Origin of the sequence: Streptomyces griseoluteus (assembly GCF_004784465.1) — a bacterium.
Taxonomy (GTDB): Bacteria; Actinomycetota; Actinomycetes; order Streptomycetales; family Streptomycetaceae; genus Streptomyces; species Streptomyces griseoluteus.
The window spans coordinates 146840-173022 of the sequence record NZ_SRRU01000009.1 but is presented as its reverse complement, the minus strand read 5'-3'; the positions used below and the strand labels follow the sequence as shown (position 1 = coordinate 173022).

Sequence of the window (26183 nt, the reverse complement as noted above, 5' to 3'; positions counted from 1 at the left end):
ACGACCCACCGAGAAGGCGAAGGACATGGAGACGAAGACGGCATCCACCGGCACCATCCGCTACTGGGCCGCGGCCAAGGGCGCGGCCGGCACGGCGGAGGAGTCCTACCGGGCGGGGACCCTCGCCCAGGCACTGGAGCAGGCGCGGTCCCGCCACGCGGACGAGCCGCGCTTCGCGCAGGTGCTGGGGGTCTGCTCCTTCCTGGTCGACGGCGACCCGGTCGGCGTCCGCGACCACGCCTCGGTCACCCTGCGGCACGGCGCCGTGGTCGAGGTGCTCCCGCCCTTCGCCGGCGGCTGAGCAGCCCCGCGCCCGCCCACCTCCTTCCCCCCTCACCCGGAAACCGGATCACCCCATGTCGCACCCCACCCTGTTCCCCTCCCCCGTCCGCCTGCTCGGCCTGCGCGACACCCCGCTCTCCCTCGACGAGGTGTACGGCGCGGTCGGTGACGACGCGGCGGGCGGCACCGCCCTGTTCGTCGGCACGGTCCGCGACCACGACGGCGGCAAGCCCGTGTCGTCCCTGGAGTACAGCGCCCACCCCTCCGCCGAGGCGGAGCTGCGCCGGGTGGCCGAGGAGATCGCGGCCGAGTTCCCGGTGCGCGCGCTGGCCGCCGTCCACCGGACGGGTCTGCTGGCGATCGGGGATGTCGCGGTGATCACCGCGGTCTCCTGCCCGCACCGGGCGGAGGCGTTCGCCGCGTGCCGCAGGCTCATCGACACCCTCAAGCACGAGGTGCCGGTCTGGAAGCGGCAGATCTTCACGGACGGCGCCACGGAATGGGTCGGCGCCTGCTGATCAGCCGGTGACGACGCCCGCGACCAGGTTGATGGTGGTGGCCAGCACGCTGATGCCGAACAGGTACGACAGCAGACAGTGCCGGAGCGCCACCGACCGGATCAGCGGATGGGAGACGCTGGTGTCGGAGACCTGGTAGGTCATGCCGAGGTTGTAGCTGAAGTAGAAGAAGTCCGAATAGGCGGGCTTCAGCTCGGAGTTGAAGTCGATGCCGCCCCGGGCCGGGCCGTAGTACAGGTAGGCGTAGCGGGTGGTGTACATCAGGTGCAGCGCGGCCCAGGCCATGAGGACGCCGAGCAGCGCGATGGCCGCGGCGGCCCCGGTGTCGGCGCCGGAGCGGTGCGCGACCAGCATCAGCACGATGCCCCCGAGCCCGCACAGCGAGACGCCGACCACCACGAGTTCGTCCACGGCGGGCCGGAAGTCCTCACGGCGGGCGTCGGCGCGGGTGGTCTCGGCGTCCATGGGCCACAGCACGGTCCAGCCGGTGACCACGAAGACGGTGCCGACGGCGGCGATGCCGGACAGGATGGCCAGCGGCACCGGATGGCCGGTCAGCCCGACGACAAGGCCGACGACCGCTCCGACGACGAGTGAGCCGCCGAGCCTGGGAACCGCGGACACCGGCAGCCACACGCTCATACGGCCTCACCCTAGCCCCGTCCGCCGCTTCCGGCCCGGCAGATGACCGTCCTCCGTACACGGCCCGCCGCAAGCCGGTCAGGACTGCGGCGGGGCCAGGTGGTATACACCGAACATGCCCCCTTCGCGCCGTTCCTGCCCCGCCGGCGGTGGCGACGGGCGCCGGTGGGACACCTCCGGCGTCGGGCATGTGCTGTTCCCGCGCGGAGCGCTGGCCCTCCAGCGGGTCGACGGCGCGCTGCTGTTCGCGGTGCGCGCGGCCCTGGCCATGGCGCTCGCGGGCCTGCCGGCGGTGCTGGCCGGCCGTCCCGACCTCGCGGTGTACGGGATGCTCGGGGCGTTCACCACGACGTTCGGCCGGAATCTGCCCTACCGCCGCCGGGCGGGGGTGCTGGCGTGGGTCGCGCTCGCCATGACGGCCTGTGTGGGCCTCGGTTCGGCGCTGGCGTCGGTGGCGCATCCCTGGTCCAGCGTGGCCGGCGGGGCGGTGGTGGTCGTGGCGACGGCGCTGGTGGCGGGCGTGTGCAAGTACGTGTGCGACGCGACCGGGCTCGGCGGGCTGGGCGCGATCCTGCTGCTGTTCTCCTTCGCGGTGGCCGCCAACGCCACGACCACGCCCGGCCAGGTGCTCCCCCGCACGGGTATGGCCGCGGTGGGCTCGCTGTTGGCGTGGGCGCTGGCGCTGCTGGGCCGCCTGGTCCATCCCGACCGCCCGCAGCGCCTCGCGGTGGCGGCCGCGCTGCGCCGGCTCGCCGAGCTGCTGGACTCGGCGCGGGGCGGGTTGGGCCGGTCCCGGTACCGGGCGACGGCAGCGGTGCTCCAGGCGTACGACTCGCTCGGGCTCGCCCCGCCGACCACCTCCGAGCGGCCCGGTGAGGACAACACCTGTGTCCGGCTGACCGATCTGGCCTGGTCGCTGCTGATCGACTCCACGCGCGGCACGCCCGAGGACCCGCCGGAGCTGGCCCGGCTGCTGCGGACCCAGGCGGACATGCTGGCGGACCGGCACCAGCGCTGTCCGCAGGTGCTGGCCGGCCTGGCCGCGTACTCCTCGCTGCCTCCGGAGCCGGGCCGCCGCTTCTCGCCACGCGCGCCGGTGCCGGACGATCCGGAGGCGCGGCGGGCCTGGGTGCTGGTGCGGGGGCGGCCCGGCGGGCACAAGCCGGTGTCGGTGCTGCTGGTACCGGCGCTGCGGATGGTGGTGGGCACGCTGGTGGCGGGCGGTGCGGCGCTGGCGCTCGGTCTCGGCCATGGCTACTGGGCGGCGATCTCGGCGGCGGCCGTACTGCACTCGGTCAACGTCCGTACCACGGTCCAGCGAGCGGTGCAGCGCACCCTGGGTACGACGCTCGGCCTGGTCATCGCGCTCGGGGTGCTGGCCGGGCATCCGGCGCCGGTGCTGCTGGCGCTGGTGGTCGTGGCGCTGGAGTTCCTGTTGGAGTACGTCGTCGTGCGCAACTACGGCCTGGGCGTGGTCTTCCTGACCCCGCTGGCGCTGCTGCTGAGCGATCTGGCCGACCCGGAGTCGCCGGAGGAGCTGATCGTGGACCGGGCGCTCGGGTCGCTGCTGGGCATCGCCGTCGCGCTGGTGTGCGCGCTGCTGGTGGTGCACGACCGGGCGGCGGTACGGGTGGAGCGGGCGCTCTCGCAGTGCACCGAGGCGACCGAGCGGGCCGAGCGGGCGCTGGCCTCCCCTTCCGGGCCGGCGCCTCCGGTGATCCCGGTCCATCTCGCCGTCAGCGTCGTCGAGTTGCGCGAGGCGGACGACGCGGCGGCGGGCGAACTGCTGTCGGCGGGCATCGACCCGGCGGCCCTGGCAGCGGCCGAGCAGCGCGCGTATCTCCTGCTGGCGAGGCTTCTACGCCATTGATCCGGGCGGCAGTTGGACGTGCGCCTGCCGACGGCTTTCGCAACTCCCCTGGCATGGGGCGGGTGGCCACGAGGTGACGGCCGATCAGACCGGGCCGTGACCCTGGAGGTAGGTGCCGACGGCCGGTGGCAGCGCGTCCCGCTCGGCCTCCTCGAAGGCGACCCAGCGGATCTGCTCGGCCGGCAGCGAGGCCCCGCCGGAGGGCGAGTCGGTGAGCAACTGGCAGACCACGGCCGGGACGGCGTCCGGGGACTCACCGTCGGCCGGGCCGAGCGGTTCGGTGCCGTCGACGAGGTAGCCGGTGAGTTCGTAGACGACCCGCTCGGCCGTCGCGCCCGGTGTCTCGGCCGGTTCGGCGGTGCCGGCGGGCAGCGTCCAGGGGCCGCCGTCCCCCTGGGCCACCAGCAGCAGGCGTCCGTCGTACACCGCGACCGCCAGCACCCGGCCGCCGGCCTCCCGCTCGGAAGTCATCGCCCCGTCCCCTCCCCCGCGCGGCCGTCCGCACGCGCGTCGACCGCCCGGCCCGACGGTCGTTCCCTACCCCGCGGCGCGGGCGCGCATCCGGCGCAGTCAGGAGGTCCTGATCGCGGTGAGGAACTTCTGCGGGTCGGTGTCCACTTCGCCCTCGACCGTGGTGACCGGGATGTTCTGCTTGTCGTACCAGACGGCCGGGGTGCCGGGCAGGCCGAAGGTCTCGAAGGTGGAGATGGACTCCCCGGCCCAGGTCAGATACGTGCCGTCGGAGACCTTGCGGTCGAAGTCGGCCGAGCGCAGACCGTCCACGTCACTGGCGACCGACAGCAGCACCGCCCCTTGCGCGAACTTGTCCTCGGCGGGCGGGAAGGGCTGGTTGTCGAAGAGCGCGCCGAGGTACTCGATGAACTGCTTCTGCCCCTCGTCGCTCGCCGCGGCCAGCGCGCCGAGCGCCTTCTGGTCGCCGTTGCCGCCCACGGTGTCGTCCATCGTCCCGGCGAAGTGGAACTTCACCACGTACTTTCCGTCGTCGGCGCCCTTCCGGACGGCGTCCAGGAGCGTCTGGGCCAGGCGGGCGGAGGCACGGTCGCGCAACTCCAGGAAGACCTGGAGCACGTGCGGCGCGGACAGGTCGCCGTAGTACAGCGTGGTGCCTTCGTCGCCGGTCGTGTTCGCGGGAGTCATGTGTCGAGCTTGGCACAGATGAGCGTGGCGCACGAACGGTGCGGAAGGGGTCAGGCCGGGACGACACGACGCGGCTCGCGGGCGCAGTCTGGAGGGGTGGACTCATCACACAGCAGGGCTCCGGATCGCGGCCGTGGCCTGGACAGGGCCGTGCTCGACGCGCTCTTCGCCGACTCGCCGCACCCGCTGTACGTGCTCGACGGCACGCTGCGGCTGATCGGCTTCAACGAGGCGGCCGGGGACTTCGCCGTGCTGCCGCTGGGCGGCGCGCTCGGGCAGCCGCTGCGGCGCTGGGCGGCCGGTCTGCACCAGGAGCCGGTGGAGGCGATGCTGCACGAGGTGCTGGCCACCGGGGAGCCCCGCCGGGACGTGGAGGTGGCGGGCGGGGCCACGCCGGACGCGCCGGACCGGGTGCTGGCGCTCTCCGCGTTCCGGCTGCGGGACGCGGACGGGGGGCCGCCCGGGGTGGCGCTCAGCGTGGTGGATGCCACCGAGCGGCACCGGGCGCGGGTGCGGCTGAGCGTGCTGCGGGAGGCGAACGCCAGGATCGGCACCAGCCTGGACACGGTGCACACCGCGCAGGAACTCGCCGACATCGGCGTGCCGGACCTGGCCGACACCATCGTGGTGGACGTGCTGGACGCGGTGCTGCGGGGCGATGTGCCGCCGGTGGAGTCCCTGGGGCACGATCTGCTGCTGCGCTGTGCCGGGTTCCGGTCGGTGCGGGCGGCGAACGGGCACCGGTCGGGGGAGGTCGGCTGTGTGATGGAGCCGGGGCTCACCTCGCGGTACAAGGAGGTGCTGACCGGGGGGCGCCCGGTGCTGATCACCGAGCACGACACGGTGCCGGCCGGGTGCGGCGAGCAGGAGGCCGCGCAGGCGGACGGCGCGGACTCCAGGATGGCGGTGCCGCTGGCCGCGCGGGGCGGGGTGCTGGGCCTGGCGCGGTTCTACCGGGGCCGGGGCACCGCGCCGTTCACCGAGGACGACCTGCGCCTCGCCACCGAGCTGACGCGGCACACCGCGCTGTGCCTGGACAACGCCCGGCTGTACACGCGGGAGCGGTCGGTGGCCCGTATCCTCCAGCTCAGTCTGCGGCCGGCGCACGTTCCGGGGCACAGCGCGGTGGCCACCGCGCACAGCTATCTGCCGAGCAGCACCAGTGGCGACTGGTTCGACATCATCCCGCTGTCCGGGGCACGGGTGGGACTCGTCGTCGGAGAACCGCCCACGCGGGGCATCCGGGCGGCCGTCACCATGGGCGGTCTGCGGGCCGCCATCGGCGCGCTGGCCTCGCTCGACCTGACGCCCGAGGAACTGCTGGAGCGGCTGCACGACCTGGTGGGCCGGCTGGACGCGGAGGAGTCGCGGCACCCGGACGAGTCCCCGGACAGCCTGCGCGCGGGCACCTCGTGTCTGTACGCGGTCTACGACCCGGTGGCGCAGCGGTGCACGGTGGCCAGCGCGGGCCATCCGCCGCCCGCCGTGGCCCGGCCCGACGAGCCGGTGACCTTCGCGCAGGTCCCGGTCGGCCCGGCACTGGGCCGGGGCGCGCCCCGCTACCGCGCGGGGCACTTCGACGTGCCGGCGGGCACGCTGATGGTGCTGTGCAACCCGGTGCTGCTGCGGGACGCGAGCGCCGATTCCGGTGACCAACTGGCCCGGCTCAACAGCGCTTTGCAACCACGGGACCGCCCGCTGCCGGACATCTGCGACGCCCTGCTGCACGATCTGGCGCCGGACCATCCGGCCGACGACGGGGTACTGCTGGTCGCCCGCACCCTCGCCCTGGGCGCCGACAAGGTTGCCTCCTGGTCGCTGCCGAACGAGCCGCAGGCGGTGTCGCTGGCCCGCGAGCGCACCGAGGAACGGCTGAGGCACTGGTGTCTGGAGGATCTCGCGTTCACCGCGACCCTGGTGGTCAGCGAGCTGGTGACCAACGCGGTCCGCTACTCCACGGGGCCGATCCGGCTGCGGCTGGTCCGCGACCAGGCCCTGATCATCGAGGTCACCGACGACAGCAGCACCGCCCCGCAGCTGCGGCAGGCCGAGGACGACGACGAGCACGGGCGCGGACTGGCCATCACCGCCCAGCTCACCGAGCGCTGGGGCACCCGGCGGGAGCACCGGGGCAAGACCATCTGGGCCGAACTCCCCATCCACGACTGAGAGTTGAGGTGTGAAAGGGTGTGACGGGATCGGCCGCCGGGCGCCTTCCGTGACGGGTGCGGTGTGGTGGACACTGCGCTCCACGCATTCCCGCGCTCCCACCCCCCATCACAGCCGAGGGCCGCCTCCATGCCGACCGCTCCCCGTTCCCTGCGCCTGGCCGCCACCGCCGCCGGGCTGCTGCTCGCCTCCAGCATGACCATCACGGCACACGCCGCACCGGTACCGACACCGGCCCCGGTCGCGCACGCCGCGACGCGGGCGGCCGCCGACTGGTCGGCCCCGCTGTCGACGCAGGGCCGGTACATCGTGGACGGCCGGGGCGACCGGTTCCGGCTGAGGGCCGCCAACTGGGACGGCGCACAGGGTTCCTACAACGGCAGCGGCAGCGTGGACGACCCGGCCAGTCATCACGCGGGCCAGAACGCGCACGACATCCCGCTCGGCCTCGACCGGGTCCCGATCGCCCGGCTGCTCTCCGACTTCAGGGAGCTGGGCGTCAACACCATCCGGCTGCCGTTCTCCAACGAGCTGGTCCACCGCACGACACCCGTACCGGACGCGGCGGTCACGGCCAACCCGCAGTTGCGCGGCAAGACCCCGCTCCAGGTGTACGACGCGGTCGTGGAGGCGCTCAGCCAGGCCGGGTTCGCCGTCATCCTGAACAACCACACCAACACCTCCCGCTGGTGCTGCGGCATCGACGGCAACGAACGCTGGAACAGCAGCCAGTCCACGCAACAGTGGTTGGACGACTGGGTGTTCATGGCCCGCCGCTACGTCTTGGTGCCCGGCGTCGTCGGCGCCGACCTGTACAACGAGGTCCGCCGGGACATCCTGGACGACCCCAACTGGGGCCTGGGCGACGCCCACGACTGGTACGCGGCGGCCCAGACGGCCGGCGACCGCATCCTCACCGAGGCCAACCCCGCACTGCTCATCGTGATCGAGGGCATCAACTGGACCGGCGTCCCGGTCGACGGACTCCCGCACGGACGCCCGCAGCTGACCCCGGCCCGCACCCTCTCCCACACCCTGGTCGACTCCCACAAGCTGGTCTACTCGGCCCACTTCTACGGCTACACCGGCCCCCGGCACAGCGGCGCCACCGGCGTCGGCGAGACGCACGACGCCCGCTACCAGGACCTGTCCCGCGACGAGTTGAACGCGGCGCTCACCGACGAGGCGTTCTTCGTGGAGGAGTCCGGCCGCCATTACACCGCGCCGGTGTGGATCAGCGAGTTCGGCGCCGGGGCCGGGGAGACCAACCCGGCGACCCGCGCCTGGTTCGGCAACATCACCGACTACTTCACCGACCACGACGCCGACTTCGCGTACTGGCCGCTGGTCGGCTTCGACGGCCACGACGACTGGGCGCTGCTCCGCTACGACGAGAGCGGCCGCCGCTCCGGGCTCCTCGATTCCGGCGACTGGCGGGCCCCGGCCTGGCGCCACCTGATGGACACACCCGGGAAGACCGGGCCCGTCCCGGCGGCCGCCGTGTGGAAGATGCTGAACACCGACCACGGGGACGCGGTCGAGTCGCTGCGGGTGCGCAACACGGGCGACTGGGACTCGGGCGCGTACAAGGCGGCCTGCCCGGACGGGCTGCGGCTGACCGGGCTGAGCCACACGGGCGGGCGCGGGCTGTGCACGGACGCGGGGGCCGCCGGTCTCCGCGCGGCGGACGGTGCGCAGAGCGTCGTCAGGGACGAGCGGTTCGTCTCCGGTGGCGACTGGGCGTCCGGGTACACCAAGCTGCAGTGCCCGTCCGGCGCGTTCCTGATCGGCTACAGCCTGCGCGGCGAGCGGGTGTCGGCGGCGCTGTGCGCACCGGGCCGGCCGGCGCTCGGGGGCAGCGGGCGGACGGTGTGGTTCGACCGCTCGGACAACCGGCCCCCGGACGGCGCGGGCGGCGAGTTCGCCGAAGGGGCGTACAAGGGCCAGTGCGCGGTGAACGAGTACGCGGCCGGGATCGCCTTCACCACCCGCCTCGGCGCCCGGCAGGGCCCGGCGGCACTGCTGTGCCGGACCCTGCCGTAGCGGGGACTCAGCCGGGGTCGGTGACTTCGAAGGACAGGTCGTTGTCGACGGTGTAGTAGGGGCGGACGAGCCGGCTGCCATGGGGCGCGGCCGCGTACACGAAGGAGTGTTTGCGGTCCGCCACGTCGTCCAGGACGCGGCCCACCCGGACGGGGGCCGCGTCGGGGGTGGGCAGGACGTGGACGTCCCAGTAGCGGACGCCCCCGCCCGTGAGGTCCGCGTGGTCGACGGTGAACCGGAAACCCCGGCCGTCCGCGTCGACGCTCGGGCTTACGGTGCGCTCCTCGCGGCTGCGGCGCCCGCGCAGCCGTACGACGGCGTCCTCGCCCAGCTCCGTGCCGTGCAGGCGCGCGGTGACGGCGGTGGCCTTGTCGCCGACCTCGATCGGCCCGGCCTCCGCGTGCGCGGGGCGCAGCCAGGCCCGTACGGCGAGGAAGCCGTCCAGGGCCCGGTACGGGATGCGGACCGCCACCGGGGACGGCCGGTCGGCACGGGCGCCGTCGACGAGGACCCGCAGATCCAGCGGACCGGAGGTCAACTGCTGTGGCTCGGCGTCCGGTTCGCGCACCAGGAAGGCGTCCCAGCGGCCCTCCTCCAGCACGGGAAGCGGCTCCAGCACGGCGAGGGCCCGCCCGTCGCCCGCGTCTTCCAGCTGGAGCCGGCGTGCGGCGGGGTCGGGGACGCCCTTGCGGGGCCTGGCCTTCAGGAGCAGGTGCGCGGAGTCCGGCGCGGGGAGGGGGAGGCCGAAGGTGAGGCGGCCGTCGGCGTCCGCCACGCAGGTCACGCGGATGACGGAGTTCATCGCCGCCACCCCCGCACGGTGCGCACCGCACTGGCGGCGGCCGTGTAGGCCAGGTCGTGGGCACTCTGCTTGGCGGCCGTCAGCCGGCGGCGCCCGGAACCTGGTTCGCCGGGTGGCCGCCGGCCCGCCCGTTTGGCGGCGAGCGCGTGGGCCAGCAGGCGTTCGGCGCGGGCCACCACGGCCTCGGGCGCGTAGCGGCGGGCGTTCGCCAGGGCGGACTTGCCCATGGTGCGGCGCCGTTCGTCGTCGCGGACCAGGTCCAGCAGGGCCGCGCCGAAGGCGTCCGGGTCACCGACCGGCACGAGCCGTCCGTCGACACCGTCCTGGATGATCTCGCGGGGCCCGTGCGCGCAGTCGGTGCTGACGACGGGCAGTCCGCAGCGCATCGCCTCGACGATGGTCATGCCGAAGGGCTCGAAGGTGGAGGACGCGGTGGCGATGGACGCCTTGACCCACTCGGACTCCATCGGCACGGCGGCGCCCATCAGGAAGGCGTGGTCGCTGAGGCCGAGCCGCTGGATGAGGGCACGCAGCCGGTCGCGCTCCTCGCCTCTGCCGTAGATGCGCAGCCGCCAGTCGGGGTGGGCGGCGGCGACGTGCGCGAAGGCGCGGATCAGGGTGTCGTAGTCCTTCATCGGGACGAGCCGGCCCGCGGCGACGATCAGCCGGGAGTCGCCGCCGGCGGGCGGGAGTTCGGGGTCGGGCACGCTGTTGGGGAGGGCCTCGACACGGACGCCGGGCAGCCAGGTGCCGCGCCGGTAGGCGCGGGCGTCGGCGTCGGTGACGGTGGTGATCAGGTCGAGGTCCCGGTAGGCGCGGCGCAGTACGGTGCGCAGCCGGCGCGAGTGGTGGTCCCAGGTGAGGTGTTCCTGGCCGACACGGAGGACGCGGTCCGGTGCCTGGCGGGCGAGGTGGACGTTGAGGCCGGGGCGGGTGCCGATGACGACCTCGGCGTCGGTGCCGGCCAGGTGCGCGGCGATCCGCTCGTCGGTCAGCCTGCTGTACTCGCGGTGGCGTCCCTCGGCGGCCGGGAAGACCCGCGCGGGTTCGCGGTGCGCCGGGTGGTCCTGCTCCTCGCGCAGGTCGACCAGGGGCCGCAGCCGGACGCGGGGGTCCAGGGTGAGCGGGGGGCGTTCGCGGCTGCGGAGTACGGACACGATCTCCACGTCGTGCCGTTCGGCGAGCGCCCCGGCCAGGTTGAAGGTGGTGGTGATCGTCCCTCCGATCGCGTACGCGTTGTGGAGCAGGAAAGAGATCTTCATGCCGGTCCAGACCTTGTCGACACGGGCGCGGTTGCCAGACGTTACCGCTTCGTGTCCTCAAGACCGGGTGCAGGGGCCAGGACGGCCAGGTCGGCGGGGCGGACCCGGACGGTGACGGGGAGGGCGGCCTCCACCTCGCCGTCGGCCCCGTACGGCACGGGCCGGTCGGCCTCGATGCGCAGCTCACGGCCGCGCAGCACCCGCACCTCGGGGCGGCGGAGGTGGGCGCCGGTCTTCAGCTCGTTCATCAGGGTGAAGAAGAGGCGGCGCGGGGCCTCGCGGATCAGCACGATGTCCAGGAGGCCGTCGTCGAGTTCGGCGGCGGGGGCGATGGCGCGGCCGAAGCCGTAGTAGGGCGAGTTGGCGGCGACGACGGTGTAGCCGCGGTGGCGCTGTTCCTCGCCGTCGACGGTGATCCGGTAGTCGGCGGTGCGCCAGCCGGCCACGGCGCGCAGGCCGCCCGCGTAGTAGGAGGCGGCGCCGCGCAGCAGGCGGGACTGGTTGGCGTACCGGTTGGCGAGGGCGTCGACCCCGGCGTAGACGCTGCCGAGGACGACGGTGCGCGGGTGGACGGCGGACTCGACCTCGATGGTGTCGACGCGCCGGGGCTCGGCGTGCAGCAGGATCCCGGCGAGGGCCGCGGGGTCGGCGGGCAGGCGGAGGGCGCGGGCGAAGTCGTTGCCGCGTCCGGCGGGTACGAGCCCCAGCACGGCGCCGGTGCCGCTGAGCGCTCCCCCGATGCCGCCGGCCATGCCGTCGCCGCCGACGGCGAGGACGACCCGGCCGCTCTCCCCGGCACCCAGGGCGGTCTCGCGGGCGTGGGCGAGGCTGTGGCTGTACTCGGTCTCCAGGGCGGCGCCGGCCTCGCGGAGGTGCCGGGCCACCTGGAGCAGCGTGGCGGCCCCGGTGGAGGCGCCCGCGGTCGGGTTGACCACGGCGGTGAACTCTCGCATCGGTGTGCCTCCGGGCGCGGTCAGTCGGTGGGGAGCAGGACGCCGGGGTTGAGCAGCCCGGCGGGGTCGAGCCGGGCCTTGACGGCGCGCAGCGCGTCTACGGCGAGGGGCCCGGCCTCGCGTACGTACCAGTCGCGGTGGTCGGTGCCGACGCCGTGGTGGTGGGAGATGGTGCCGCCCGCCGCGAGCACGGCCTCGTTGGCCGCGTGCTTGGCGGGGGTCCAGTGGGTGACGGGGTCGTCGCCCTGGGCGCTGACGACGGTGAAGTAGAGGGAGGCGCCGTTCTCGTACACGTGGGAGATGTGGCACATCACCAGGGGCGGGGTGCCGGCGCCGGTGAGGGTGTCGGTGAGGGCGGTGCGTACGGCGGTGTACAGCTCGGGTATCCGGGACCAGAACGCGGCGGTCTCCAGGGTCTCGGCGAAGGCGCCGGCGTCGAGGAGGGCGTCGCGCAGGTAGGGCGCTTCGTAGCGGCCGTGGGCCCAGCGTTCGCCGGGTTCGGTGCCGACGAGGGTGCCGCCGCACTCCCGCAGGACGGCGGCCGCCTCCTCGCGGCGCCGGGCGGTGTCGGCGGGGGTGCCCTCGTAACCGGTGACGGCGAGGCAGCCGGTGCCGCCGTCGGCGAGGGCGGCACCGATGGCGTCGGGCTGGGCGAGGCCGACCAGGGTCTCGGTCTCGTCGGAGAGCCGGAGCACGGTGGGCCGGGGTCCGTCCTGGGCGAGCCTGCGCAGCGCGGCGGCGCCCTCGGCGAAGGTGGCGAACCGCCAGCCCTCGTACAGGCGTTGCTCGGGCCGGGGCCGTACCCGGACGGTGACGGAGGTGATGACGCCGAAGGCGCCCTCGGAGCCGAGGACTAGCTGGCGGAGGTCGGGTCCGGCGGCGGAGCGCGGGGCGCGGCCCGTTTCGACGGTGCCCTCGGGGGTGGCGAGGGTCAGGCCGAGGACCATCTCGTCGAAGCGGCCGTACCCGGCGGACGCCTGGCCGCTGGAGCGGGCGGCGGCGAAGCCCCCGACGGTGGCCCACTCGAAGGACTGCGGGAAGTGGCCGAGCGTGAAGCCGTGTGCGGCGAGCAGGGCTTCGGCCTGCGGGCCGCGCAGACCGGGCTGGAGGACGGCGGTGCGGGAGACCGGGTCGAGGTCGAGCAGGGCGTCCATCCGGCGCAGGTCGAGCGCGATGAACTCCCCGCGCTCGGGGGCGAGTCCGCCGACGACGCTGGTGCCGCCGCCGTACGGCACGACCGCCAACGCGTGCGCGGCGCAGGCCCGCAGCGCGGCGAGCACCTCCTCGTGGGAGGCCGGCAGGACGACGGCCTGCGGTACGTCGGTGACATCGCCCGCGCGAATGCGCAGCAGGTCGGGGGTGGACTTGCCCCGGATGTGCCGGACACGGCTCTCGGTGTCGGTGCGGACGTGGTCCGTCGAGCCCACCGCGTCGGCGAGATCCTTCAGGGCGGCCGGCGCGAGCATGGGCTCCGGCAGCACAAGGTCGCTGAACGCGACGGGAGTTGAAGGGCTCGGGCGGACGCCGAGCAGATCGTGCAGGAGTCCGGCCACCGCGTCGGGCAGGGGCGCCGCCTTCGCCGGGTCGCCCCAGCCGTTCCACAGCATGTCCATCGAACGGTCGTCCTCACCACGTCGGTTCGGTGTGTGCGGCGCCATCTCCCCCGGCCGCCGGGGCCGTTACACTGTTACACATGACGTCTATCCGTCACAACCGTTCGGACGCCGACACCGTGCTCGACGCGGTGCGCGACTGCGTCCTGGCCGTAGGTGTCCGCCGCACCACACTCGCCGACGTGGCCCGCCGCGCCGGGGTCTCCCGGATGACGCTGTACCGGCGCTGGCCCGATCTGCGCACGCTGGTGGGCGACTTGATGACCCGCGAGTGGCTCGCCGTGGCCACCCGCGCGATGCCCGGCGCGTCCGAGGGCCCGCACACCCGCGCCCGGCTCGTGACCGGACTGGTCGCGGGCGTCACCGAGTTCCGGGACCACCCCCTGTTCCACAAGATCCTGGACGTCGACCCCGAGCTGCTGCTCCCCTACGTCCTCGACCGGCGCGGCGCCACCCAGGAAGCCCTGCTGGCGCTCCTGACCGACGCGCTGCGCGAGGGCCACGCGGACGGCTCGGTGCGTGTGACGCACCCCGAACGCCAGGCCCGCGCCGTGCTGTTGCTGGTGCAGTCCTTCGCGCTGTCGCTGCGCACCATGACCGACGAGGACGACGCCGAGCTGGACGCCGCCGCCTTCCTGGGCGAGCTGCGCACCCTTCTGGAGAGGACCCTCACCCCATGAGCAACCGCGACCACGCCGACCGTACGGCGGCACCGGGTTCGTCGCTCGACGCCGCTCGCCGCACCCGCGAGCTGGCCAGGGCGGCCGGGGGCGGCACGGCCGACCTGCTGGTGGTGGGCCTCGGCGCCACGGGGGCGGGCGTCGCCCTGGACGCGGCGGCGCGTGGTCTGGACGTGGTCGCCGTCGACGCCCACGACCTGGCCTTCGGCACCTCCCGCTGGAGTTCCAAGCTGATCCACGGCGGCCTGCGCTATCTGGCGGCCGGGCAGTTCGACGTGGCGCACGAGAGCGCGGTGGAGCGGGGGGTGCTGATGACGCGTACGGCACCGCACCTGGTGGCCGCGCAGCCCTTCGTCCTGCCGCTGACCCCGCTGGTGTCGCGGGCCCAGGCGTCGCTGGCGTGGGCGGGCTTCCGGGCCGGGGACATGCTGCGCAGGGCCGCCCGCACCCCGCGCCAGGTACTGCCGGTGCCGCGCCGGCTGACGGCGGCGGAGGCCCGGCACCTGGCGCCCTCCGTGCGCGCGAGCGGGCTGCGCGGCGGCCTGCTGTCCTGGGACGGCAAGGTGACCGACGACGCCCGCCTGGTCACCGCCCTGGCCCGCACCGCCGCCGCGCACGGCGCGCGCGTCCTCACCCGCGTCCGCGCCCTGGAACTCGGCTCCACCGGCGCCCGCATCCGGGACGAACTCACCGGCGAGGAAGGGGAGATCCGGGCGCGTGCCGTGGTCAACGCGACCGGCGTGTGGGCCGGGGGCCTGGTCGAGGGCTTCCGCGTACGGCCCTCGCGCGGCACCCATCTCGTCCTGCGCTCCGAGCGCCTCGGCGCGCTCCCGGCCGGCCTGCACATACCGGTGCCCGGCGAGACCAACCGCTTCGTGCTGGTGCTCCCGCAGGGCGACGGCCGTACCTATGTGGGTCTCACGGACGAGCCGGTCGAGGGCGCGATCCCGGACGTGCCCGAGGTGCCGGAGACGGACATCGGCTTCCTGCTGGACGTGCTGGGCTCGGTGCTGGACGCGCCGGTGCGGCGGGACGAGGTGGACGGGGCCTTCGCCGGACTGCGTCCGCTGCTGGACACCTCCGTGCCGGGCGCCCCCGACTCGGTGCGCACCTCGGACATCTCGCGGCGGCACGCGGTGCTGACCTCGGCGGACGGGGTGGTCACCGTGGTCGGCGGCAAGCTCACGACGTACCGGCGGATGGCGCAGGACGCCGTGGACGCGGCCGTGGCCGTGCGCGGCCTGCCCTCGGCCCCCTCCCCCACCGCCACGCTCCCCCTGGTCGGCGCCGCCGCCCCGGACCGCCTGCGCGACCTGCCCGCCCCCGCCCGGCTGGTCCGCCGCTACGGCACCGAGGCCCCGGCCGTCCTCGCCCTGGCCGAGCGGGACCCGGCGCTCGCCGAGCCGGTGCTCCCCGGCCACCCGGTCACCCGCGCGGAACTCCTCTGGGCCGCCCGCCACGAGGGCGCGCTCGACCCGTCCGACCTCCTGGACCGCCGCACCCGCATCGGCCTCGTCCCGGAGGACCGCGCCGAGGCACTCGCGGTCGCCACCGAGATCCTTTTCCGGGCCACCCCATCGGGCGTCTGACCTGTTTCACCGCTTCCCACCAGGGGCATCCGTTGCGCGTGACGCCCCCCGGCTCCTCTGCCCCGCCTCCACCCGCGCGCGTCTCCGTCGACCTCCGCTTCGACGGCTGGATCACCGGTATCGGCACGGCCTCCGGCACCCGCCTGGTCCTGGGCCACTGGCCCCACACCCCCTTCGGCCCCTTCAGCGACGTGATGCTGGAACGCCCGGACGGCCACCGCACCTTGCTGGCGCCGACCGGGCAGGCGGCGGAGTTCATCGCGGGGACGTACGCGTTCGACGAAGTGCGGGTGGTGCCGGTGGGGGTGCGGATCGCCCGGGACCGCTGGAGGGTGACGTCCGGTGCGCTGCTCGACCTGTGCTTCACGGTCGGCCGCAGGGGCGCCCTGGGCACCCTGCTCCGGCTGGCGGCCCCGGTCACCTCCCGGCCCGCCTTCGCCGCCCTGACCGACCCGGTGGCCCGCCTGCTGATGGGCGTCCACACGCGGGGCTCCGCGGGCAACGGCCGGTACGAGTGGTACGGCGCCCGCGACCTGCACCGGCTCACGGCGGCGACGGCCACCTTCGAGGGCCGCGACCTGGGCCCCCTCGCCCCGGTGGACCCACCCGTACGCTTCGGCTTCGGCTCGACTCCGCGTATGCCGTGCCAGGTCAGGGTGACGACGACGGTGCGCGTCCCGAAACCGACGCGGTGACAGTGAGGCACGCGCGGCGGGGACCCACGGCGCCTGAGGCACCAGGCCCCACCGCTCTGCTTAACGTGGAACTCCCCGGAACTCCGCCTTCGCGATCGAGGCGCGCCCGACAGCCCGCGGCCCCGCAGCCGGGTGCGAGCTACAGCGTCCTCGGCGGACGCACCCGTACCCGCGCCCCCACCGCGACCACCAGCACGATCACGCAGGCCGTGAACACGATGCCCGCCCCCCGCACACCCAGACCGACCGTCAGCGCGCCCACGCCGACGACCGGGAGGGAGATGCCGAGGTAGGCGACGACGAAGAAGGCGGAGATGGTGGCGCCGCGGTGTTCCTCGGGGGCGGCCGCGCCGACCGCCGTGAGGCCCGCGCGGAAGGCCATGCCCTGGCCCGCGCCGCCGGTGAGAGCGCCGATGAGGAGGAGGGGGAGGGACTCCACCAACAGGGAGGTGCCGACCAGGACGAGGCCGGCGGCGAGTACGGCGCAGCCCCAGGGGAGGGCGGCGCGGGCGCCGATGCGGCCCATGAGGAGCTGGCCGCCGGTGGAGGCACAGAACACGCTGAAGACCACGGCGCCGGTCACCGCGAGGTTGTGCTCGCCGAGAGTCTCGGTGAGGAAGGCGGGCGCGACGGCCGTGAACAGGCCGAGCAGGGAGAACCCGGCGAACGCGGCCAGCGCGCAGGGCCCGAACACCCCATGCACCTCGGGCGGCACCCGCATGCCCTGCGGCCTGAGCGGTGGCCGGGCCCCCTCGTGGTGGACGGTCTCGGCGAGCAGCAGGGTGACCACGAGGGCGACGGCGAGCAGCGCGAGGTGGACGAGGAAGGGCAGGGTCAACGGCCGGGGCGCGTACTCGGCGAGCACCCCGGAGACCAGCGGCCCGAGGCCGAGCCCGCCCATGTTGGCCGCCGTCGCCGCGAGCGCGGCCCGTCCCCGGCGCCCGGGCGGCGCGAGGTCGAGGACGGCGGCCGTACCGGTGCCGCTGAACAGCCCCGCCGAGAACCCGGACAGCACCCGCCCGAGGCAGAGCAGCGGCAGCCCGCCCTCCAGCAGGAAACACACCGCGCTGAGGGCCGACAGCACCAGGGCGACGACCAGCACCGGCCGGCGTCCCAGCACGTCGGAGGCGCCGCCGGCGAGCAGCAGGGCGACGATGACGCCGACCGCGTAGACCGCGAACACCACGGTCACGATCAGCTCGGAGAACCCGATCCGCTCCCGGTACAGCCCGTACAACGGCGTGGGCAGCGTGGTGCCCATCATGCCCACGGCGAAGACGCCCGCCGCGCCTAGGTATCCGGGGCGCAGGCGCCGCCGGGAGGGGTCCGTGCCGGAGTCGATCACACCTCACCTTGGCACGTCGGCGCCGGTGGGGCGTGACGCGGACACGCCGGGGCATCGGGTGTGTCATGGACTCAAGCGTTCTGACACAGCGCGGCCGGGGGCAGGCCCGGCGAGCGGCCGACAGCCCGGCGATGACCGCGGCGGCGAAGGCGGGCTTCGTCGCCCGTGGACTCATCTACCTACTCGTGGGCGTCATCGCCCTTCAGATAGCCCTGGGCGGTGGCGGCGGCAAGAAGCAGGCCGACCGCGGCGGCGCCCTCTCCGAGCTGGCGGACAAGCCGTTCGGCGCCGTCATGCTGTGGATCCTCGGTGTCGCGCTGGCCGGCATGGCACTGTGGCGGCTGTCGGAGGCGGTGGTCGGCAGCGCCGGCCCGGACGGCACCAAGGCGTCGAAGCGGGCGATGTCCGCGGCGCGCGCGGTGTTCTACGCCTTCGTCTCCTACTCCGTGCTGTCCTACGCGGCCGGTCAGAAGGGCAGCGGCGGCGGCTCCTCGGACCAGCGGAGCGACGACGTCACCGCCATGGCGCTGAAGTGGCCCGGCGGCCAGTGGATCGTCGGGGCCGCCGGGCTCGTGGTGATCGGGGCGGGGGTGTACATCGCGGCCCGCGCGGTGATGCGGAAGTTCCGCAAGCATCTGCGCACCGGCGAGATGTCCCCCACCGTGCGGAAGATCGTCGACGTCCTCGGCGTGGGCGGCGGCGCGGCCCGCGGCATCGTCTTCGCCGTGGCCGGGGTGTTCGCCCTGATCGCGGCCGTCCAGCACGAGCCGGGCAAGGCCAAGGGCATGGACGACACCCTGCGTTCGTTCCGGGACCTGCCCGCCGGGCCCTGGCTGCTGGCGCTGATCGCGCTGGGCCTGGCCGCGTTCGGCGTCTTCTCCTGGTGCAACGCCCGCTGGCGCGAGGTGTGATCCTCCTGCCGACCACGGCAACGGCGCCCCGCCTCAGGTGAGGGCGCCGCCGTCCACCCGCAGGACCGCGCCGGTGACGAAGGATGCGCGGTCGCTCAGCAGCCAGGCCGCGGCCTCCGCGATCTCCTCGGGCCGCGCGTCCCGCCGCAGCGGGGTGTGCGCCTGGAGCCGCTCCTGAAGGCCGGGCGCCTTCTCCTCCCAGGCCCGCATCATCTCGGTGGCCGTGTTGCCGGGCGCGATGGCGTTGACCCGGATGCCCTCGGGGCCGTACGTGACGGCGGCCGACTCGGTGATGCTGTTCAGGGCCCGCTTCATCGCGCCGTAGCCCGGCAGTTCGGGGTTGCCGCGCAGGCTGCCGACGGAGGAGTTGTTGACGACGGCTCCGCTGCCGGAGGTGGCCCGGATGGCCGCGACCTCGGCGTTCATGGCCAGCCACTGCCCCTTGAGGTTGACGGTGTAGAGCCGGTCGAACTCGTCCTCTGACAGCTCGTCCAGCGGGCCGGGCGCCTGGTTGGCGGCCCCGTTGTTGAAGGCGATGTCGAGGCGTCCGTGGAGCTGTACGACGCGGTCGACGGCGGCGCGCACCGCGTTCCCGTCGGCCAGGTCGCAGACCACGTGGTCGGCGGTACCGCCCTCGGCCCGGATCTCCTCGGTGACCGCCTTGAGCTGGTCCTCACTGCGGGCGGCGAGCACGACCCGCGCCCCCTCGCGGGCGAAGAGCCGGGCCGCGGCGGCGCCGATCCCGCGTCCGGCGCCGGTGATGAAGGCGACCTTGCCGGGGAGCAGTCCGGTGGGGGCGGAAGTGTCTGTCGCTGTGGGGTTCATGTACTCGAGCCTGCGCCGCCCGGCCCCGCTCATCCAGGCACAGGCGGTACCTGGCTGGCGCCGCCGGTCCGGCGCAGACTGGACGCGTGGACCGAGACGAACTGGCGGCGTTTCTGCGCGACAGGCGCGAGCGGATCGGCCCGGCCGAGGTGGGTCTGCCCGCCGGACCGCGCCGCCGTACGCCGGGGCTGCGGCGCGAGGAGGTGGCGCAACTGGCGTTCATCTCCACCGAGTACTACACGCGGCTGGAGCAGGCGCGCGGCCCGCGCCCGTCCCGTGAGGTGCTGTCCGGGCTGGTCAGGGCGCTGCGTCTGACGGACGCCGAGCGCGACCACCTGCACCACCTGGCCGGGGCGCCCCCGGCCCCGCCGCCCGGCCCCCCGCGCGAGGTGCGGCAGAGCATCCTGGACCTGCTGTCCCGGCTGCCGGGGACGGCCGCCATCGTCACGTCGGCGATCGGCGAGGTGCTCGCCTGGAACGACCTGGCGGCGGCGCTGATGGAGGACTTCTCCGCGCTGTCGCGCCGCGACCGCAATCTGATCCGCCGCGTCTTCCTCGACTCGCACCAGGGCGGGTTGTACGGCGTCTCGGACGCGGCCGCGTTCGCCCGCGACTCGGCGCAGCGGCTGCGCGCCGCCTCCGCCCGCTACCCCGACTCCCCCGAGGTGACCGGCCTGGTGGCCGAACTCCTGGCGGGCAGCGATGAGTTCGCCCGGCTCTGGGAGGCGTACGAGGTCTCCGTGCTGCCGACCCTGGCCAAGACCTTCCACCACCCGGTGGTCGGCCCCCTGACCGTCAACTGCGACGTCCTGCACGTCCCGGACCGGGACCAGCGCCTCGTCCTCTACACCGCCACGCCCGGCTCGCCCTCGGAGGAGGCGCTCCGCCTGCTGTCGGTCGTGGGAACCCAGCGGATGGACGTGTAGCCCCGAGCGGCCGGACAAGGGGATGGTTCCGTGACATCCCTCACAGGCTGCGATGACCTACGGGTGTCCCTTAGTAGGTGATGAGCCGGGACGACAAGTGCGCTTTGTCCGTCTTGGCGGGTATTTGGATCACGCTGTCCCCCGAAGCGGGCGATCCACCCGCCCGAGAACCTCGCTTTCGCAAATCATGAGGGGTTCTGACGGCCCGGCAGCAGCGGACTGGAACCGCTGCTGCCGGGTCGGCACGCCCACGTGACCTTGGCAAGGGGCTCCTGGATCTACGAAGCGTGTTAGTACGACAGTCCCTTTGCATGCCTTGTGTGACCGTCCTAAGAATGGCGACTCGCAGGGCGTCTTTTGCTGTTCGGGAGGCGGGTTCCAGCAAGAGGAAGCCGCGCGGCGGCGCCCGGCGCCTACCGAATGAGGTTTCACGCATGGCAAAGCACCGTAAGGACCAGCAGTACCGGCGAGTGCTCATAGCCGCCGTCGCCGTGGGCGCGGTGGGCGTACCGACCGCCGCCGTGGCCTGCGTCGACTGGAAGGGCGACTCCGGCCGGCCGACCGAGGCCACCGCCTGGCAGAGCGACTCCGGCCGGCCGACCGAGGCCACCGCCTGGCACACCGGGCAGAGCCCCCGTCACACACCGCACCAGGTGCGGAAGCAGGCCGCCGCCCCCGCGACCCCCTCCGCTTCCCCGAGCCTCCGCACCGAGCACCGGCCCACTGCGGCGCCCGCCCACCACCGCGCCACGCGGCAGGCCCCCGAGGCGGCGAAGACCACGGCGGCCGCCCAGCCCGCCAAGCCGGCCACGGCCGAGCCCGCCGTCACCAAGGCGGCCTTCACGAAGCCCGTTCCGGCCCCGACCGTGCGCCAGGTCTCCACCGCGCCCCGCCCCGTGCAGACCGCCACCGCCGCCTCGCCCGGCACCCCGCAGCCCGCAGCGACCGCCTCCGGCGACGTGGCCCGAATCGTGGAACTGGTCAACGCCGAGCGCGCCAAGGCCGGCTGCTCCCCGGTCGCCCTCAACTCCACGCTGACCAAGGCCGCGCAGGACCACAGCGCCGACATGGCCGCGCACAACACCATGTCGCACACCGGCTCCGACGGCTCCGACCCCGGTTCGCGCATCACCGCGGCCGGCTACCAGTGGAGCACGTACGGCGAGAACGTCGCCTACGGCTACCCGACGCCCGAGCAGGTCATGGCCGGCTGGATGAACAGCCCCGGTCACCGGGCGAACATCCTCAACTGCTCCTTCAAGGAGATCGGCGTGGGCCTCGCCCAGCCCGGCAGCTACTGGACCCAGGACTTCGGCACCGCCCGGTAGCACCCCGGCGGCGTGGCGTCCCGCACGCGTGTCCGCCTCCCGGTGAGGATGGGGCGGTCGTGCGGGTCGGCTGGGAGGCGGGTGTCGGGATGACGGTGAGCCGTATCGGTCTGGTCGTGCACGCCGGGCGCCCGGCCGCCCTCGCCGCGGCGGACGCGGTGCGCGACTGGTGCGCCGGGCACGGCGTGGGCTGCGCCGACATCGACGTCTGGCAGGAGGGCGCCCGGCACAGCGCCCGCGAGGAGGTCGACAGCGCCGGCGACCCGGACCTCATCGTCACCCTGGGCGGCGACGGCACCTTCCTGCGCGGCGCCCGCCTGGCCGCGGAGAACGACGCCCTGGTGCTCGGCGTCGATCTCGGCCGCGTCGGCTTCCTCACCGAGGTACCCGCCCCGGACGTACGGGCCGCGCTGGACGCGGTGTACGAGGGACGGTACGAGGTGGAGAGCCGGATGCTGCTCACCATGCGCGCCTCCTGCCCGCTGGGCGTGCCCGCGCACATGGCGGACCTGGTGCGCTACGGGCGCGGCCCGATGCTGCCGCCGCCACGGGTACGCGGGGACTGCACCGTCGGGGACGACTGGGGCGTGGCCCTGAACGTCACCGCGCTGAACGACGTGGTCCTGGAGAAGCTGGCCCGGGACCGGCAGGTGTCGGTCGGCGTGTACATCGCCGGCCAGCTCCTCGCCTCGTACTCCGCCGACGCGCTGCTGGTGGCCACGCCGACCGGCTCGACCGCGTACAGCTTCGCCGCCGGGGGGCCGGTGGTCTCGCCGCGCATGGAGGGGCTGCTGTTCACGCCGGTCGCCCCGCACATGACGTTCAACCGCTCGGTGCTGGCGGCGCCGGACGAGCCGATCGCGTTCCGGGTGCTGGAGCGCTCCGGCCAGGCCGCGGTCAGTATCGACGGCCAGGTGCGGGGCGTGCTGAACCCGGGCGACTGGATCGGCGTGTACGCCTCCCCCCGGCGGCTGCGGGCGGTGCGGCTGGGCCCGATGGACTTCTACGGGCGGCTGCGGGAGCGGATGAACCTCACCGACGCCCCCGCGGCGGTCGCGGACGGCCAGGCGGCCCCGCTGTGGCCGGTACGCTCGGCGCCGCCCGGCGACCTCGAGCATCTGGCCCTGCCCGCGTCCCCCGACGAGCCCCGTCCCCACCACTGACCTGCGGAAATGTCGCCTGGCTCGAACCGGCTCGCAAGGATGTCCAGGTTTCCCGCTCCGGAGTGAGAATGTGTCCCGCATCGGGGCACAAGAAAAGCAGGTACTACTCCTACGGCTGGAGGCACACCATGCTCGCGATCGGCGTCATTCTTCTGATCATCGGCTTCCTCACCGGGATCTCGATCCTGTGGACGATCGGCATCATCCTCGCGGTGATCGGCGCCATCCTGTGGATTCTCGGCGCCACCGGTCACGCGGTCGCCGGTCGCCGGCACTACTGGTGACCCTTCTGTGGTGACCTCCCGGCCCCATCGGTCCCCCTGATGCACTCCGGTGCGCCAGGGGGACCGCTGATGTGGCGGAGCCCCGCATGCGGGACCCGTGCGGCTGCGGGAGGCTGACGGACACTGCTGGAGAAGGGACCCGCCATGACCTTCGACTCCGCGTCCGTCGAGCCCGTACCCCCGTCCTCCCCGCCTCCGCCGCCCGTGCGGCCATGGCTGGTCGAGGACCTGCCCGCGCTGGACCCCGACCCCTTCCTGGACTCGCTGCTGCGGGACGAGCCGGTCACGCGCATCCGGCTGCCCTACGGGGAGGGGCACGCGTGGCTGGTCACCCGCTACGAGGACGTCCGCTTCGTCACCTCCGACCCGCGCTTCTCCCGCGCGGAGCTGGTCGGCCGCTCGGTGACGACGATGGCACCGCAGACGGTGGCCTCGCAGACGGCCGGGCTCCAGTACCTCGACGCGCCCCGGCACACCGTGCTGCGCCGGGTCGTGGCGCGGGCGTTCACCGCGAAGAGCATGGCCCGGCTGCGCCCGCCCGCCGAGCGCACCGCCCGCGAGATGCTCCAGGGCATGCGGCGCGCGGGTGCTCCCGGCGATCTCATGGAGCACCTGTACACGCCGTTCCCGATCGCGGTGGTCTGCGCCTTCCTGGGCGCCGACGAGGACGACTGGCGCAACTGGGCCGGCAACTCGGAGGCGCTGCTGACCAAGGCGAACGCCAAGGAGCGCAACCAGGCGGCCCGCCAGGACACCCGGAGCCGGGTGGTCGCGCTGCTGGAGCGCCGCCGCACCGAGCCCCGCGAGGACCTGGCCGGAGTGCTGGCGGCGGCCGCGGCGAGCGGTGAGATCACCGAGGACGAGGCGATCTCGCTGGCCATGGCGGTGTACGTCAGCGGCGGGCACGCGGTACGCAACAACAGCGGCTCCATGATGTACGCCCTGCTCACCCACCCGGACCAGTTCGAGCGGCTGCGCCGGGAGCCTGAGCTGCTGCCGAAGGCGGTGGAGGAACTCTTCCGGTTCGTCCCGCACCGCAACGGCGTCGGCATCCCCCGTGTCGCCACCGAGGACGTGTGGATCGGCGGCCATCTGATCCACAAGGGGGACGTGGTCTACAACGCCTACGTCGCCGCCAACCGGGACCCGTCCGCCTTCCCCACCCCGGAGCTGCTGGACTTCGACCGCTCCGGCGCGGCGCACGTCGCCTTCGGGCACGGCCCGCACTTCTGCCTGGCCGCGCTGATGGCCAGGATGGAGGCCGAGGTACTGATCGAGGCCGTGATGACGGAGTTCCCGGAGCTGCGGCTCGCCGTCCCGGCCGAGGAGATCGAGTTCCAGCGGGACGGGCTGATTCGCGGTCCGAGAACACTGCCGGTGACCTGGTAGCACTCGTCGGGGTTTGCCCCTGCGTACGTGGGAGGTCCAGGTTAGGGTCAACATAGCTTGGTAGACGCTGCCTTGACGAGGCTGATGGTCATTTGCGGGTGCACATCCAACCCCGAGCACCCGCACATGGACCGTCCCGACGCGTCCGCCGTGCCGGGCTCCGGCGAACGTCACGTGCCGAGCGACGGTAGGTTGATCTACATGAGCGACAACGTGTACTTCGACATCACCATCAACGACGAGCCGGCGGGCCGGATCGTGTTCCGTCTCTTCGACGACGTCGTCCCCAAGACCGCCAAGAACTTCCGCGAGCTGGCCACCGGCCAGCACGGCTTCGGCTACGCCGGTTCCCCCTTCCACCGGGTCATCCCGCAGTTCATGCTCCAGGGCGGTGACTTCACCAACGGCAACGGCACCGGCGGCAAGAGCATCTACGGCGAGAAGTTCCCCGACGAGAACTTCAACCTCAAGCACGACCGGCCGTACCTGCTGAGCATGGCGAACGCGGGCCCGAACACCAACGGCTCCCAGTTCTTCGTGACCACGGTCGTCACCGACTGGCTGGACGGCAAGCACGTCGTCTTCGGCGAGGTCGTCGAGGGCCAGGACGTCGTGGACCGTATCGAGTCCCTCGGTACCGGCAGCGGCGCCCCGAAGGCCAAGGTCTCGGTCTCCGCGAGCGGCACCGTCTGATCCGCCCCGCCACTCGCCGTGCCCCCGCACTGGAAGGGGGCACGGCGGCCGGTGCCCGGCTCAGCCCGCGGTGAGTTCCGCGAAGCGCCGGGTGTCGATGTTCCCGCCCGAGGCGATGACGCCGACCCGCGGCGGAAGGTTCTCGACCCGCCCGGACAGCAGGGCCGCCAGCGGCGTGGCACCGCTCGGTTCGAGGACGATCCTCAGGCGTTCGAAGGCGAACCGCATGGCGTCGACGATCTCCTCGTCGCTGACCAGCGCGATGGCGTCGACCAGCCGCTGGTTGAGCGCGAAGGTGATCTCGCCGGGACTCGGCAGGACCTGCCCGTCGGCGATGGAGCGGGGCACCGGGATGGTGACGCGCTCCCCCGACTCCAGCGAGCGCTTGGTGTCGTCGCCCGCCTCCGGCTCCACGCCGATCATCCGCACCGCCGGGTGGAGGGACTTCGCCGCGACGGCGCTGCCCGCGATGAGCCCGCCACCGCCCACCGGAACCACCAGCGCGTCCAGCTCCCCGGTCTCCTCCAGCAGTTCCAGCGCGGCCGTGCCCTGCCCCGCGATGACGTCGAGGTGGTCGTAGGGCGGGATCAGCGCCAGCCCCCGGTCCTTCGCCAGGCCCTCGCCGAGGGCGGCGCGCTCCTCGGTGTAGCGGTCGTACGTGACCACTTCCGCGCCGTAGCCGAGGGTGGCCTCCATCTTGGAGCGGGGGGCGTCCTCGGGCATCAGGATGACGGCGGCGGTGCCCAGTTCCCGGGCGGCCAGCGCGACGGCCTGGGCGTGGTTGCCGGAGGAGAAGGCGGCGATGCCCTTGGCGAGCTGGTCCGGCGGCAGCTGCGCGGCGGCGTTGTAGGCCCCCCGGAACTTGAAGGCGCCGACCCGCTGGAAGTTCTCGCACTTGATGAACACCTCCGCCCCGACGCGGGCGTTCAGGGTGCGCGAGGTGAGGACGGGGGTCCGGTGCGCGACGCCCTCCAGGCGGGCGGCGGCCGCACGGACGTCGTCGATGGTGAGGTGCGGTTCGGCGGGCATACGGGTCCCCCAGG

Annotated in this window: 25 protein-coding genes; 15 read left to right on the top strand and 10 right to left on the bottom strand. The window is 73.9% G+C overall.

Annotation, left to right across the window (positions count from 1 at the left end; all coding sequences use genetic code 11):
• Positions 1 to 25 precede the first annotated feature (25 nt).
• Positions 26 to 301, top strand: a complete 276-nt coding sequence (locus E5082_RS24180; RefSeq protein WP_135793364.1) for a MoaD/ThiS family protein — start codon at positions 26 to 28, stop codon at positions 299 to 301.
• 55 nt (positions 302 to 356) lie between these two features.
• Positions 357 to 800, top strand: a complete 444-nt coding sequence (locus E5082_RS24175) for a molybdenum cofactor biosynthesis protein MoaE (RefSeq protein ID WP_135793363.1) — start codon at positions 357 to 359, stop codon at positions 798 to 800.
• On the opposite strand, the gene E5082_RS24170 is transcribed toward E5082_RS24175, so the two are convergent.
• Entirely contained in the window at positions 801 to 1442 is a 642-nt protein-coding gene (locus tag E5082_RS24170; protein ID WP_135793362.1) for a DUF1345 domain-containing protein, read from the bottom strand. It abuts the gene before it with no gap.
• Between the two features lie 115 nt (positions 1443 to 1557).
• On the opposite strand from E5082_RS24170, the gene E5082_RS24165 reads away from it, so the two are divergent.
• The gene (locus E5082_RS24165; RefSeq protein WP_135793361.1) at positions 1558 to 3312 is read left to right on the top strand and encodes an FUSC family protein; all 1755 of its coding nucleotides are present in this window, start codon (positions 1558 to 1560) and stop codon (positions 3310 to 3312) included.
• An 84-nt stretch (positions 3313 to 3396) separates the two neighbouring features.
• Here E5082_RS24165 and E5082_RS24160 read toward each other — a convergent pair whose 3' ends face one another.
• Positions 3397 to 3783 (bottom strand): NUDIX hydrolase, encoded by a 387-nt coding sequence (locus E5082_RS24160; RefSeq protein ID WP_135793360.1) that lies wholly within the window; start codon positions 3781 to 3783, stop codon positions 3397 to 3399.
• 99 nt (positions 3784 to 3882) lie between these two features.
• A complete protein-coding gene (locus E5082_RS24155) occupies positions 3883 to 4470 on the bottom strand; it encodes a thioredoxin domain-containing protein (protein ID WP_135793359.1) in 588 nt (195 codons plus the stop codon).
• 150 nt (positions 4471 to 4620) lie between these two features.
• Between E5082_RS24155 and E5082_RS24150 the strand changes: the two genes are divergently transcribed.
• The gene (locus E5082_RS24150) at positions 4621 to 6639 is read left to right on the top strand and encodes a SpoIIE family protein phosphatase (RefSeq protein ID WP_167514127.1); all 2019 of its coding nucleotides are present in this window, start codon (positions 4621 to 4623) and stop codon (positions 6637 to 6639) included.
• A 129-nt stretch (positions 6640 to 6768) separates the two neighbouring features.
• Complete coding sequence (locus E5082_RS24145; protein ID WP_135793357.1) at positions 6769 to 8682, top strand: glycoside hydrolase family 5 protein; 1914 nt, start codon at positions 6769 to 6771, stop codon at positions 8680 to 8682.
• A 7-nt stretch (positions 8683 to 8689) separates the two neighbouring features.
• Here the strand turns inward: E5082_RS24145 and E5082_RS24140 are convergent, their stop codons facing one another.
• Genes E5082_RS24140 through E5082_RS24125 form a run of 4 tightly spaced genes read right to left on the bottom strand, consistent with a single transcriptional unit; the run spans position 8690 to position 13312 of the window.
• Positions 8690 to 9484, bottom strand: a complete 795-nt coding sequence (locus E5082_RS24140) for a transferase (RefSeq protein WP_135793356.1) — start codon at positions 9482 to 9484, stop codon at positions 8690 to 8692.
• Positions 9481 to 10746: a glycosyltransferase family 4 protein gene (locus E5082_RS24135; RefSeq protein WP_135793355.1), complete on the bottom strand. Its 1266-nt coding sequence runs from the start codon at positions 10744 to 10746 to the stop codon at positions 9481 to 9483. Before E5082_RS24135 ends, E5082_RS24140 begins: the two co-directional genes overlap by 4 nt.
• A 41-nt stretch (positions 10747 to 10787) precedes the next feature.
• Positions 10788 to 11699: a diacylglycerol kinase family protein gene (locus tag E5082_RS24130; protein WP_135793354.1), complete on the bottom strand. Its 912-nt coding sequence runs from the start codon at positions 11697 to 11699 to the stop codon at positions 10788 to 10790.
• 20 nt (positions 11700 to 11719) lie between these two features.
• A complete protein-coding gene (locus tag E5082_RS24125; protein ID WP_135793353.1) occupies positions 11720 to 13312 on the bottom strand; it encodes an FAD-binding oxidoreductase in 1593 nt (530 codons plus the stop codon).
• 80 nt (positions 13313 to 13392) lie between these two features.
• On the opposite strand from E5082_RS24125, the gene E5082_RS24120 reads away from it, so the two are divergent.
• Genes E5082_RS24120 through E5082_RS24110 form a run of 3 tightly spaced genes read left to right on the top strand, consistent with a single transcriptional unit; the run spans position 13393 to position 16276 of the window.
• Entirely contained in the window at positions 13393 to 13992 is a 600-nt protein-coding gene (locus E5082_RS24120; protein ID WP_135793352.1) for a TetR/AcrR family transcriptional regulator, read from the top strand.
• Entirely contained in the window at positions 13989 to 15581 is a 1593-nt protein-coding gene (locus tag E5082_RS24115) for a glycerol-3-phosphate dehydrogenase/oxidase (RefSeq protein ID WP_135793351.1), read from the top strand. Before E5082_RS24120 ends, E5082_RS24115 begins: the two co-directional genes overlap by 4 nt.
• 38 nt (positions 15582 to 15619) lie before the next feature.
• On the top strand, positions 15620 to 16276 hold the full coding sequence (locus E5082_RS24110; RefSeq protein ID WP_135793542.1) for a hypothetical protein: 657 nt from the start codon (positions 15620 to 15622) through the stop codon (positions 16274 to 16276).
• A gap of 139 nt (positions 16277 to 16415) precedes the next feature.
• Here the strand turns inward: E5082_RS24110 and E5082_RS24105 are convergent, their stop codons facing one another.
• Complete coding sequence (locus E5082_RS24105; protein WP_135793350.1) at positions 16416 to 17621, bottom strand: MFS transporter; 1206 nt, start codon at positions 17619 to 17621, stop codon at positions 16416 to 16418.
• Positions 17622 to 17686: 65 nt separating this feature from the next.
• Here E5082_RS24105 and E5082_RS24100 point away from each other — a divergent pair, with 65 nt between their 5' ends.
• Complete coding sequence (locus E5082_RS24100) at positions 17687 to 18532, top strand: DUF1206 domain-containing protein (RefSeq protein ID WP_190045216.1); 846 nt, start codon at positions 17687 to 17689, stop codon at positions 18530 to 18532.
• A 33-nt stretch (positions 18533 to 18565) separates the two neighbouring features.
• On the opposite strand, the gene E5082_RS24095 is transcribed toward E5082_RS24100, so the two are convergent.
• Entirely contained in the window at positions 18566 to 19390 is an 825-nt protein-coding gene (locus E5082_RS24095) for an SDR family NAD(P)-dependent oxidoreductase (protein WP_373310003.1), read from the bottom strand.
• Positions 19391 to 19443: 53 nt separating this feature from the next.
• On the opposite strand from E5082_RS24095, the gene E5082_RS24090 reads away from it, so the two are divergent.
• The 6 genes from E5082_RS24090 to E5082_RS24065 all read left to right on the top strand — a co-directional run bounded on the left by E5082_RS24090 (position 19444) and on the right by E5082_RS24065 (position 25140).
• Positions 19444 to 20283 carry a helix-turn-helix transcriptional regulator gene (locus E5082_RS24090; protein ID WP_135793348.1) on the top strand — a complete coding sequence of 280 codons (840 nt, stop codon included), beginning with the start codon at positions 19444 to 19446 and terminating at the stop codon, positions 20281 to 20283.
• A 434-nt stretch (positions 20284 to 20717) separates the two neighbouring features.
• The gene (locus E5082_RS24085) at positions 20718 to 21611 is read left to right on the top strand and encodes a CAP domain-containing protein (protein ID WP_135793347.1); all 894 of its coding nucleotides are present in this window, start codon (positions 20718 to 20720) and stop codon (positions 21609 to 21611) included.
• Positions 21612 to 21700: 89 nt separating this feature from the next.
• Complete coding sequence (locus E5082_RS24080; RefSeq protein WP_135793540.1) at positions 21701 to 22774, top strand: NAD(+)/NADH kinase; 1074 nt, start codon at positions 21701 to 21703, stop codon at positions 22772 to 22774.
• Positions 22775 to 22902: 128 nt separating this feature from the next.
• A complete protein-coding gene (locus tag E5082_RS24075; protein ID WP_135793346.1) occupies positions 22903 to 23058 on the top strand; it encodes a DUF6131 family protein in 156 nt (51 codons plus the stop codon).
• Between the two features lie 144 nt (positions 23059 to 23202).
• The gene (locus tag E5082_RS24070; RefSeq protein ID WP_135793345.1) at positions 23203 to 24447 is read left to right on the top strand and encodes a cytochrome P450; all 1245 of its coding nucleotides are present in this window, start codon (positions 23203 to 23205) and stop codon (positions 24445 to 24447) included.
• Between the two features lie 201 nt (positions 24448 to 24648).
• On the top strand, positions 24649 to 25140 hold the full coding sequence (locus E5082_RS24065; RefSeq protein WP_135793344.1) for a peptidylprolyl isomerase: 492 nt from the start codon (positions 24649 to 24651) through the stop codon (positions 25138 to 25140).
• Positions 25141 to 25200: 60 nt separating this feature from the next.
• Here E5082_RS24065 and E5082_RS24060 read toward each other — a convergent pair whose 3' ends face one another.
• Positions 25201 to 26169: a threo-3-hydroxy-L-aspartate ammonia-lyase gene (locus E5082_RS24060; RefSeq protein WP_135793343.1), complete on the bottom strand. Its 969-nt coding sequence runs from the start codon at positions 26167 to 26169 to the stop codon at positions 25201 to 25203.
• Between the last annotated feature and the right edge of the window lie 14 nt (positions 26170 to 26183).

Coding starts and splice junctions, on each gene's coding strand:
- E5082_RS24095 (WP_373310003.1), bottom strand. CDS start 19,390: ATGAGCGGGGCCGGGCGGCGCAGGCTCGAGTACATGAACCCCACAGCG.
- E5082_RS24160 (WP_135793360.1), bottom strand. CDS start 3,783: ATGACTTCCGAGCGGGAGGCCGGCGGCCGGGTGCTGGCGGTCGCGGTG.
- E5082_RS24130 (WP_135793354.1), bottom strand. CDS start 11,699: ATGCGAGAGTTCACCGCCGTGGTCAACCCGACCGCGGGCGCCTCCACC.
- E5082_RS24115 (WP_135793351.1), top strand. CDS start 13,989: ATGAGCAACCGCGACCACGCCGACCGTACGGCGGCACCGGGTTCGTCG.
- E5082_RS24070 (WP_135793345.1), top strand. CDS start 23,203: ATGACCTTCGACTCCGCGTCCGTCGAGCCCGTACCCCCGTCCTCCCCG.
- E5082_RS24060 (WP_135793343.1), bottom strand. CDS start 26,169: ATGCCCGCCGAACCGCACCTCACCATCGACGACGTCCGTGCGGCCGCC.
- E5082_RS24100 (WP_190045216.1), top strand. CDS start 17,687: ATGGACTCAAGCGTTCTGACACAGCGCGGCCGGGGGCAGGCCCGGCGA.
- E5082_RS24080 (WP_135793540.1), top strand. CDS start 21,701: ATGACGGTGAGCCGTATCGGTCTGGTCGTGCACGCCGGGCGCCCGGCC.
- E5082_RS24175 (WP_135793363.1), top strand. CDS start 357: ATGTCGCACCCCACCCTGTTCCCCTCCCCCGTCCGCCTGCTCGGCCTG.
- E5082_RS24170 (WP_135793362.1), bottom strand. CDS start 1,442: ATGAGCGTGTGGCTGCCGGTGTCCGCGGTTCCCAGGCTCGGCGGCTCA.
- E5082_RS24125 (WP_135793353.1), bottom strand. CDS start 13,312: ATGGACATGCTGTGGAACGGCTGGGGCGACCCGGCGAAGGCGGCGCCC.
- E5082_RS24180 (WP_135793364.1), top strand. CDS start 26: ATGGAGACGAAGACGGCATCCACCGGCACCATCCGCTACTGGGCCGCG.
- E5082_RS24140 (WP_135793356.1), bottom strand. CDS start 9,484: ATGAACTCCGTCATCCGCGTGACCTGCGTGGCGGACGCCGACGGCCGC.
- E5082_RS24145 (WP_135793357.1), top strand. CDS start 6,769: ATGCCGACCGCTCCCCGTTCCCTGCGCCTGGCCGCCACCGCCGCCGGG.
- E5082_RS24165 (WP_135793361.1), top strand. CDS start 1,558: ATGCCCCCTTCGCGCCGTTCCTGCCCCGCCGGCGGTGGCGACGGGCGC.
- E5082_RS24075 (WP_135793346.1), top strand. CDS start 22,903: ATGCTCGCGATCGGCGTCATTCTTCTGATCATCGGCTTCCTCACCGGG.
- E5082_RS24065 (WP_135793344.1), top strand. CDS start 24,649: ATGAGCGACAACGTGTACTTCGACATCACCATCAACGACGAGCCGGCG.
- E5082_RS24155 (WP_135793359.1), bottom strand. CDS start 4,470: ATGACTCCCGCGAACACGACCGGCGACGAAGGCACCACGCTGTACTAC.
- E5082_RS24120 (WP_135793352.1), top strand. CDS start 13,393: ATGACGTCTATCCGTCACAACCGTTCGGACGCCGACACCGTGCTCGAC.
- E5082_RS24085 (WP_135793347.1), top strand. CDS start 20,718: ATGGCAAAGCACCGTAAGGACCAGCAGTACCGGCGAGTGCTCATAGCC.
- E5082_RS24135 (WP_135793355.1), bottom strand. CDS start 10,746: ATGAAGATCTCTTTCCTGCTCCACAACGCGTACGCGATCGGAGGGACG.